The sequence below is a fragment of the Planctomycetota bacterium genome (genome assembly GCA_026387035.1).
Lineage (GTDB): Bacteria > Planctomycetota > Phycisphaerae > FEN-1346 > FEN-1346 > JAPLMM01.
This window is the reverse complement of record JAPLMM010000225.1, coordinates 20,914-29,711: the sequence shown is the minus strand read 5'-3', so window position 1 is coordinate 29,711 and position 8,798 is coordinate 20,914. Positions and strand designations below refer to the sequence as shown.

The window sequence follows — 8,798 nt, the reverse complement described above, 5'->3', positions numbered from 1 at the left end:
ACCCAGATTCGCCGCACGATGAGCCTTTCCGCCCCTTCCGCCGCGCGCGGAACTTTCCCTCGTCCAAAGCCTTCAGGCTCGCTCTTCACGGGATAACATCGACCCCCGGCATGGGGCCCCTTGAGGCAAAAAGCAGGGATGTGGCGGCTTATCGGACTTTGCGTCCCGCCGACCGTCGACCCAAGAGAAATGCAGGTCGCCGCGGCGACCGGCGCCTACAGGTGCAGGTGTTCCCGGACGTAGCCCAGGACGCTTTCGGCCCCGATCCGCTCCTGCTTCATCGTGTCGCGGTCGCGGATCGTCACGGTCCCGTCCTCGAAGGTCTGGCCGTCCACGGTGACGCAGAACGGCGTGCCGGCCTCGTCCTGGCGACGGTACCGCCGACCGACCGCCCCCTTCTCGTCGTAGAACGCCGCCAGGTGTCGCCGGCATTCCTCGTAGATCGCGCGCGCCTTCTCCGGCATGCCGTCCTTCTTCACCAGCGGGAACACCGCCACCTTGATGGGCGCCAGCCGCGGATGGAACCTCAGCACCGTCCGCTTCTGAGCCTTGCCGTTCTCGTCGGGCGCCTCGTCCTCGTCGTACGCCTCGCAGAGAAATGCCAGGAGCGCCCGGTCCACGCCGCCCGACGGCTCGATGACGTACGGCAGGAACCGCTCCTTCGTCTCGTCGTCGTAATACGTCATGTCCCGGCCGGAAAATTCCTGGTGCTGCTTCAGGTCGAAGTCCGTCCGATTCGCGACGCCCTCCAGTTCCGCCGTGCCGAACGGGAAGGCATACTCGATGTCCGCGCACGCCTTCGCATAGTGCGCGAGTTCGTCCTTCTCGTGGTCCCGGAGGCGCAGGCGGTCGCTCTTCAGGCCCAGGCCCACGTACCAATCAAAGCGGGCTTGGCGCCAATACTCGTACCACTTGTCCGCCTCACTCGGATGGCAGAAGAACTCGATCTCCATCTGCTCGAACTCGCGCGAGCGGAAGGTGTAGTTGCGAGGGTTGATTTCGTTGCGGAACGCCTTGCCGATCTGCGCGATGCCGAACGGCACCTTCAGCCGCGACGTGTCCAGAACGTTCTTGTAGTTCGCGAAAATGCCTTGGGCGGTCTCGGGCCGCAGGTAAACCAGCGACGCCGAGTCCTCCATGGCCCCGGCGTGGCTCTTGAACATCATGTTGAACCTGCGTGCGTCGGTCAGTTCGCCGCTGCACAGGGGGCAGCGATGAACAGGAAACCCTTGCTGCATCCCAGACCACGCCAAGGCAATTGCATCATCACCAACTTCACGTCGTTGCTTATTGCTGAGTTTTGCCTTCTCCAGAGCCTGTTCCTCGTTTTCAACTTCAATGCCGATAGATATAGCGGGCATTGGCGGAGTGGAATCGGGCTGGTGAAGGTTCGCTTGTCCAGACGGAGCGTCGCCGAGTGACTTTCCCCAGATTTCCCATTGGGCGATGGAGCCTCTTAAGGAACCACGCAGTATTTCCTTATCTCGTGCGCGCCAGAACCCAACTGTAAACACCTTGTCCGCCCGGAACCGCGCCTTGCACTGCTTGCAGTCCACCAACGGGTCGTTGAAGTTGACTACGTGTCCGCTCGCCTCCCAAACCTTCGGGTTCATGATGATGGCGGCGTCCACACCCACCATGTCGTCGCGGGTCGTGACGCAGTCGTGCCACCACGCGTCCTTGATGTTGCGCTTGAGTTCCACCCCCAGGGACCCGTAATCCCAGAAGCCGTTCAGGCCGCCGTAGATCTCGCTCCCGGGGAAGATGAACCCTCGCCGCTTCGCCAGCGCGACGATTCGCTCCATCTTGTCCTGCTCGGTTGCCATGCGCACCCCTTCGCCGCTCGCCAATCCCGGCGCGCCGGGACCGGCCGAAGTGCGGTTCCCGTGACCGGAACGGCCATCATAGCCCTCGCAGGTTGGCCGGTCAACGCTTTCCGCCCCCTCGGCGAACACGCCACGAATCTGGCCCGACTCGTTCAGGGCACCCGGGCGAGCGAGACCGCAATCCCGGCGCGCCGGGATTCCATGGCCCTTAACCTCGGACACTCCAACTGTAGGATTCTCCCGATTTTGCACTCTGCCCGGAGTGCGGGCGGGCTTGACTTTCGCCCTTTTATGAGGTATAGTGCCCTTGAGAAGGCTTTGAGTTTTCGAAAATCTGGTGAACGCGGGCGTGAGGGGTTTGGGTTGTCGCCTTGTCGGGACTCTACGCGGACGACGTGCTGGATGAGGTCGCGCGCGCCAACGACATCGTGGAAGTTATCTCTTCCTACTTCCCGTTGAAGCGTGCCGGCAAAGACTACAAGGCATTGTGTCCGTTCCATCCCGAGAAGACGCCCTCCTTCACCATCAGCCGGACCAAGCAGATTTTCAAGTGTTTCGGCTGTGGCCGCGGCGGGAGCGTGTTCAACTTCGTGATGCTGCGGGAGAACGTGACGTTCCCCGAGGCGGTTCGCATCCTCGCGGAACGGGCCGGCATCGCCCTTCGGCAACAGGCGGGACGCGGCAAGCCCGAGGGGCCAGGCCGAGATGTACGCAAGGCCCTGGAATGGGCGACGTTGTTCTTTGAGGGCAACCTGCGGCATCCGACGTTGGGGGAACCGGCCAGGAACTATTTGGCCGGCCGCGGGTTTAATAAACAGTCGCTGGAGGTGTTCCATCTGGGGTTCGCCCCAGCGGGTTGGGACAACCTCCTGAAGGCCGCGCAAGGGGAAAACGTTCCCGTGCGCCTCCTGGAACTTGCCGGGCTGGTCGTCCCACGCGACGACGGGTCCGGATGCTACGACCGGTTTCGGGGTCGGCTGATGTTTCCGATCACCGATGCCTTGAGCCGGCCGATCGGTTTCGGCGGCAGGAGCCTGGGCGACGAAACGCCCAAGTACCTGAACTCGCCGGAAACCGCGCTCTTTCGCAAAGCGGAGAATCTGTACGGGCTCCCGCAGGCCCGCGCCCACATCGAGCAGACGCGCCGCGCCATCGTCGTCGAGGGCTACACCGACGTCGCCATGGCCCACCAGGTGGGCGTCACGAACGTCGTGGCGACGCTCGGCACGGCGCTGACGGGCGAGCACGTGCGCGTTCTCAGGCGCTACGCCGACGAGGTTGTCCTCGTCTTCGACTCGGACGAGGCGGGGCGGCGTGCGGCCGACCGCGGCCTGGAACTTTTCCTCGCCGAGGACGTCTGTGTTTATGTGACGGCCCTGCCCGAGGGCAAGGACCCCTTCGACGTGTGCCGCGACGAGGGTTCCGGCGCGCCGGGATTCGAGCGGTATCTGGCCGGCGCCAAGGACGCGCTCGAATACAAGTGGGAACTCGTACGCCGGGAATTCGGCGCCGCCGCCAGCCCCGCCGCCCAACGCCGCGCGCTCGACGCGATGCTGACGACGCTGGCCCAGGCGCCCGTCTTCGCCAGCGAGGAGGCCAACGTCCGGCGGGACCTCCTGCTGGGCCGCATCAGCCAGGCGCTCGGCATCCGCTCCGAATCGCTCTGGGCGGAATTGAAGCGGATGCGGCGGCGCGCGCGACGGCCCGACGAGGCCGCCGCGACGCCCGAAACGCCGGCGGCCGGGCACGGCAAACGATGGATCGCCGAGAGGGAACTTTTGACGGCCCTCGTCTGCCGGCCCACGCGGGCCGACGACGTGGCCGGGCGCCTGCCACCCGAAAAAATCGACGACGCCGCCTTTCGGACTCTTTACGAGGCGATGCTGGCCCGGCCCGATCGGCGCGACCGCGACATCCAGGGCGTCCTGCGCGGCCTTGAGGACGCGGAACTGGCGAGCCTGGCGGTCCAGTTGTACGACCGCGGCGAGGCCATCGAGGCCTGCCGAAAGGAAACCGATACGGGAGGCGGCCCGCTGGCGCGGTTGCTCGACGAAACGCTGCGGACTCTCGAGGAACTGGCCGCCGAAGAGGAACTGGCGGCCCGAGGGCGGGTCGCGACCGAAGCCGGCGGCGACGCGCAGGCTTTCCGCGCATTCGCGGAGGCCCGAAAGAAGCAGCAGGGGTTTTTGCCCCCGGCGGCCAGGCGGTAAACCGCCGGCGGCGCCCGGGCGGCAATGCCGGCGAAGCCTGCATGAGGACGGTATGGACGACGTGAAACCGGAACGCGCGCAGACGCCTGAAGAGAAGATCCAGGCCCTCATGACGCTGGGCAAGGATCGGGGCTACCTGACGTACGAGGAGATGAACGACCGTCTCCCGGACGAGGTCGTCAGCCCCGACCGCCTTGACCGCATCCTGACGACGCTGGATGAACTCGGCGTGGACCTCATCGACGAGGCCGACGTCCCGCTCCGCGAGCGCGCCAGCCAGACCGCCAAGACGCCGGCCGAATGGGAAGCCGAGGAGCCCAAGGACCGCGCCGCCGTCATCGCCGCGCCCACCGAGGCCGAGGCTCGCAAACGCATCGACGACCCGGTGCGCATGTATCTGACGCAGATGGGCGAAATCCCGCTCCTCACGCGCGACCAGGAAATCTTCCTCGCCAAACGAATCGAACTGACGCGGAAACACTTCCGCCGAAAGGTCCTTCAGAGCGATTTCGCCATCTCCAGCGCCGTCCGCACCCTTCGCCAGGTCGAGTCGGGCGAACTTCCGTTCGACCGCACCATGAAAATCTGCATCTCGGAGAACCTCGCCAAGACGACGATCCAGCGCCGCACGCCGGAGAACCTGGCCACGGCCGAGAAACTCATCGAAGCCAATCGGGCCGATTACGAACGCCTGGTCGCTCCCCGGACGGGCCAGACCGAACGCGAGCGCGCTTCGCGCCGCATGCGCACGCGCCGACAAAAATGCGTCCAACTCCTCGAAGAACTCAGCCTCCGGACCTCCAAGATCCAGGCCATCATGAAAAAACTGGTGGCCATCCACCACAAACTCGAGGAGATCAGCCGCCGGCTCGACGAACTCGCCGACAGCGCCCATGACGGCGGCGAACGCGCCGCACTCGAGGAAGAGCGCGAAGGGCTTCCGCGGCTCGCGGGCGAAAACGCCGACCAACTCGCCGACCGCGCCCGACGCATCGAAAAGTGCTCCGGCGAGTATGAGGACGCCAAGCGGAAACTCTCCGGCGGCAACCTGAGACTCGTGGTCTCCATCGCCAAAAAGTACCGCAACCGAGGCCTCTCGTTCCTCGACCTCATCCAGGAAGGCAACACCGGCCTCATGCGGGCCGTCGACAAGTACGAGTACCGCCGGGGCTACAAGTTCTCGACCTACGCCACCTGGTGGATCCGCCAGGCCATTACCCGCGCCATCGCCGACCAGGCCCGCACCATCCGCATCCCGGTCCACATGATCGAGACGATGTCGAAACTCCGCAACATCTCCAAACGGTTCCTCCAGGACACGGGGCGCGAGCCCGGTCTGGAGGAACTCGCCGACGAGGCTTCCCTGCCCCTGGCCGAGGTCCGCCGCGTCCTGAAGATCAGCCGGCACCCGATCAGCCTCGATCGGCCCGTCGGCGAAAGCGAGGATTCCTACTTCGGCGACTTCATCGAGGACGAAACCGCCGAGTCCCCCGTCACCGCCGCCACCCAGGAGATGCTGAAGTCCAAAATCGATCACGTTCTGAAAACCCTGACCTACCGCGAACGCGAGATCATCAAACTGCGTTACGGCATCGGGGACGGCCAAACCTATACCCTCGAGGAGGTCGGACGCATCTTCCGCGTCACGCGCGAACGCGTCCGCCAGATCGAGGCCAAGGCCGTCCGAAAACTCCAGCATCCCGTCCGGAGTCGAAAACTCGAAGGGTTCCTCGACGAGAAATCGGAGGATGAGTTCAAGCAGGACCGATCGGAGGACGAGTTCAAGCAGGACCGACAGGACGAACCTTAAGAGTCCCGGCAAAGGCGGTCGAACGCCTTTTGCCGCTCGAGGCGGGGTCCCTCACCCCCGCCTCCTTTTTTTCGCCCGAAAAACTTGCGCCGCAGCGGGTCGTCAGATCCGCCGCGCCGTAGGGTTCCACGATCCCGCTTCCTCCGCCCGCCCTGTAGTATAACACTACAGGGCCCGCCTCCTACGCCTCGGCCCACGTCCGGCGCAAAACCTCCATCGCCGGCTTTAAGCCATTCTTCAGGTCCTTGACGCCCCCTTCGATGCTCATCCGGGCCGCATATCCGTTCGCCTTCAGACGCCCCAACTGCTGCTTCAGCCGATCCGGGTTCGACAGCGGGTCGCCCACATGCGAGTGCACCAGCAGGTTCTTGCACGCGTCCAGGTTCTCGAGCGGTTCGTTCATCGTCGTGAAGTGCCTGAGGTCCACCATGAGCGCGATGCCCTCGGCCCCCGCCTTCCGGATGTACCCCATCGCCTCGACCGTCGTGTTGGCGATATTCGTCTCGCGCGTCGGCAACGGTTCCAGGGCAAGCGTCAAGCCTTGTGCCGCCGCGATCGGACCCGCCAGCCCGAGCGCCGCAACGTATTGCTCCTCCGCCTTCGCGCGGTCCCATCCGTCCGGAATCTTCCGCGACCCCCCGGAACCCCACACGATAATCGACGAGCCGACGCGCTTCGCCCGCTCACACGCACGCGTCACGTAGGTCTTCAGCCGCTCCAGGTCCACCGCCGGGCCCGTGATTTTCAGATCCCCCGGCAGAAAGGAGTTGTAGGCCTCGATCCGGAGCGCGAGCGATCCCAGGTCCCCCGGCGGCGTCCACTCAGCCTCGTCTGGCTTCAGGAACGACCGCGCCGCCGCCTCGACGTAATCACAGCCCGCCTCCTTCAGAAGCGCAGCATTCTCGGGACCTGTGCAGACGCCGATCCGGATGCCCTTGGTTTTCCCGGCCTCGGCACCCCATATCCGGCCGGCCGCCAGCGTGCCCGCCGCCGCCCCTACCCCGACCATTGCGAGAAACTGCCGCCGGCTCATCGCGCCAACCATGATTTGCGTTCTCCCTGGCTGGGCGCCGTGGCGACCGCCGACAAGACCGCGTGCCCGTTCCGCCGCCCCTATACCTGGTCCGGAATGACGAACGGCGCCCGCTGGGCGCGCCGGACGTACTTGCTCGCCTCGGCCGCCAGGTCGCCCGTGACAACCTTCTTCTCGGGATCGAAGTCGACCCACGGCCCGAGGACGATCTGGGACTTCGCCAGGTTCACGCCGTTCGCCTCCAGGTGCGCCTTGAACCGCTCGAAGCACTCCGCGTGGGTGCTGTTGCCTTTGATCCGCTCGGCAATCTCGCCCGCCGGGCGCTCCTGGCCCAGGAGGTACGAAACGTTGGCCAGATGGAACGACGTATCCGACAGGTGTCCCTCGAGGATGTCGGCGTTCAGGTCCTCTTTCTTTCGGCTGCGGACGGCCTTGATGAAGTTGGCCTGATGGGAATCCGCCCCCGCGCGGCTGGGGAACTGCTTTATCTTCTCGCCTTTTTTGTCGTACATCCAACCCCCGCTGGCGCCCCCGACGTAATACCCGCCTTCGCAATCCACCACGACGCCGATCCGCGTCCCACGGTAGTTGTCCATCGCCGAGTCGCCCGTCTTCCGCGGCAGGCCGCGCACCTCGAAGAGGATCGGCACCGGCTTGTAGTCGATGAACGCGATCTGCGTGTTCGGCGTTTCGGCATCGTCGCCGTGAACGAACCGCCCGCCGATGCTCATCGCCCGCGCCGCCGGGGCCGTGTAGCCGCCCGCCCACCGGCACATGTCCATCTCGTGGATGCCCTGGTTCCCGATGTCCCCGTTCCCCGTGTCCCAGAACCAGTGCCAATCGTAATGCAGTTTCTTGCGCATCAGCGGTTTCTTCGGCGCCGGACCGCACCAGAGGTCGTAATCCACTTCCGGCGGGATGGGCGTCGGCTCCGTCACCTTGCCGATGCTCCTGCGTGGCTTGTAACAGAACCCCCGCAGGCACACTATCTTCCCCAGGTTTCCCGCACGGATCCACTCGAACGCTTCTCTGAGGCCCGCGTTCGACCGGTGTTGCGACCCGCACTGCACGATCCGATTGTATTTCCGCGCCGCCTCCACCGCCTGGCGGCCCACCCAGATATCGTGCGAGATCGGCTTCTCGACGTACACGTCCTTGCCCGCCTGGCAGCCCCAGACGACGATGAGCGAGTGCCAGTGGTTCGGCGTCGCCGTTGCCACGCAGTCCACGTTCTTGTCGTCGAACACCTGCCGCACGTCCTGGTACCCCGCCACCTTGACGCCCCGCCCATCGAGCCGAGCCACCTCCGCGTCCAGAATCCGCTTGTCGCAATCGCACAGGGCCGTCACCCGCACCCCTTTCATGCCGGCGAACGCCGAAATGAGCACTTTGCCGCGATCACCGAATCCCACGACGGCCACGCGGATATCCTCGTTCGCCCCCAGGACTCGGGCATACGGCCGGCCGAAAAGCACCACGCCCGCCGCTATCGACCCCGCCAGAAACTCCCTGCGCTTCATCCTCATCCGCCGTCTCCTTCCCCAAAAGGTCCCAGGACCCTTGTTTTTCTGTTCTCGGGGGCCCACAAAACGACTCCCTCCCTTTTTCTAATAACCCTCATGCGCTTGGCTTGTGCCGCCCTTTCTCCCGTCTTCCGATCCCGCCGGCCGGCGGCGCAGCACTGCGATTTCACGCACCCATTGTTACCAGACAGTTTCCGCACCGTCAAGGTTTTTGTCGTCCTGGCCACCGCCGTCGCCCCCCGCGTCGTCCGCCCCTCGCCGCTGCCTTCGCCATTCTGCGGTTGGTTATTCGGTATTCGTCATTCGCGGTCGGCGTCCGCCTCCGCCCGATTCCTCTTGATTCCCCCCGGCGCAGAGGGTATAAGGTTCCCCGGTCCTTTGTCATCCGGGAGGTGC

Annotated in this window: 5 protein-coding genes; 2 read left to right on the top strand and 3 right to left on the bottom strand. The window is 65.1% G+C overall.

The window, feature by feature from the left end; all coding sequences use genetic code 11:
- Positions 1-215 precede the first annotated feature (215 nt).
- Positions 216-1,826 (bottom strand): glycine--tRNA ligase, encoded by a 1,611-nt coding sequence (locus tag NTX40_08165; GenBank protein ID MCX5649052.1) that lies wholly within the window; start codon positions 1,824-1,826, stop codon positions 216-218.
- A gap of 371 nt (positions 1,827-2,197) precedes the next feature.
- On the opposite strand from NTX40_08165, the gene dnaG reads away from it, so the two are divergent.
- Positions 2,198-4,036 carry a DNA primase gene (gene dnaG / locus NTX40_08160; GenBank protein MCX5649051.1) on the top strand — a complete coding sequence of 613 codons (1,839 nt, stop codon included), beginning with the start codon at positions 2,198-2,200 and terminating at the stop codon, positions 4,034-4,036.
- 52 nt (positions 4,037-4,088) lie between these two features.
- Positions 4,089-5,846 carry an RNA polymerase sigma factor RpoD gene (gene rpoD, locus NTX40_08155; GenBank protein MCX5649050.1) on the top strand — a complete coding sequence of 586 codons (1,758 nt, stop codon included), beginning with the start codon at positions 4,089-4,091 and terminating at the stop codon, positions 5,844-5,846.
- A 181-nt stretch (positions 5,847-6,027) separates the two neighbouring features.
- On the opposite strand, the gene NTX40_08150 is transcribed toward rpoD, so the two are convergent.
- Together NTX40_08150 and NTX40_08145 are read right to left on the bottom strand one after the other, a co-directional pair.
- On the bottom strand, positions 6,028-6,891 hold the full coding sequence (locus NTX40_08150; protein MCX5649049.1) for a sugar phosphate isomerase/epimerase: 864 nt from the start codon (positions 6,889-6,891) through the stop codon (positions 6,028-6,030).
- Positions 6,892-6,959: 68 nt separating this feature from the next.
- On the bottom strand, positions 6,960-8,405 hold the full coding sequence (locus tag NTX40_08145; protein MCX5649048.1) for a Gfo/Idh/MocA family oxidoreductase: 1,446 nt from the start codon (positions 8,403-8,405) through the stop codon (positions 6,960-6,962).
- Between the last annotated feature and the right edge of the window lie 393 nt (positions 8,406-8,798).

What these genes read in the sequence shown, in the direction of transcription:
- rpoD (MCX5649050.1), top strand. Translation starts at nt 4,089, where the DNA reads ATGGACGACGTGAAACCGGAACGCGCGCAGACGCCTGAAGAGAAGATC.
- NTX40_08150 (MCX5649049.1), bottom strand. Translation starts at nt 6,891, where the DNA reads ATGGTTGGCGCGATGAGCCGGCGGCAGTTTCTCGCAATGGTCGGGGTA.
- NTX40_08145 (MCX5649048.1), bottom strand. Translation starts at nt 8,405, where the DNA reads ATGAGGATGAAGCGCAGGGAGTTTCTGGCGGGGTCGATAGCGGCGGGC.
- NTX40_08165 (MCX5649052.1), bottom strand. Translation starts at nt 1,826, where the DNA reads ATGGCAACCGAGCAGGACAAGATGGAGCGAATCGTCGCGCTGGCGAAG.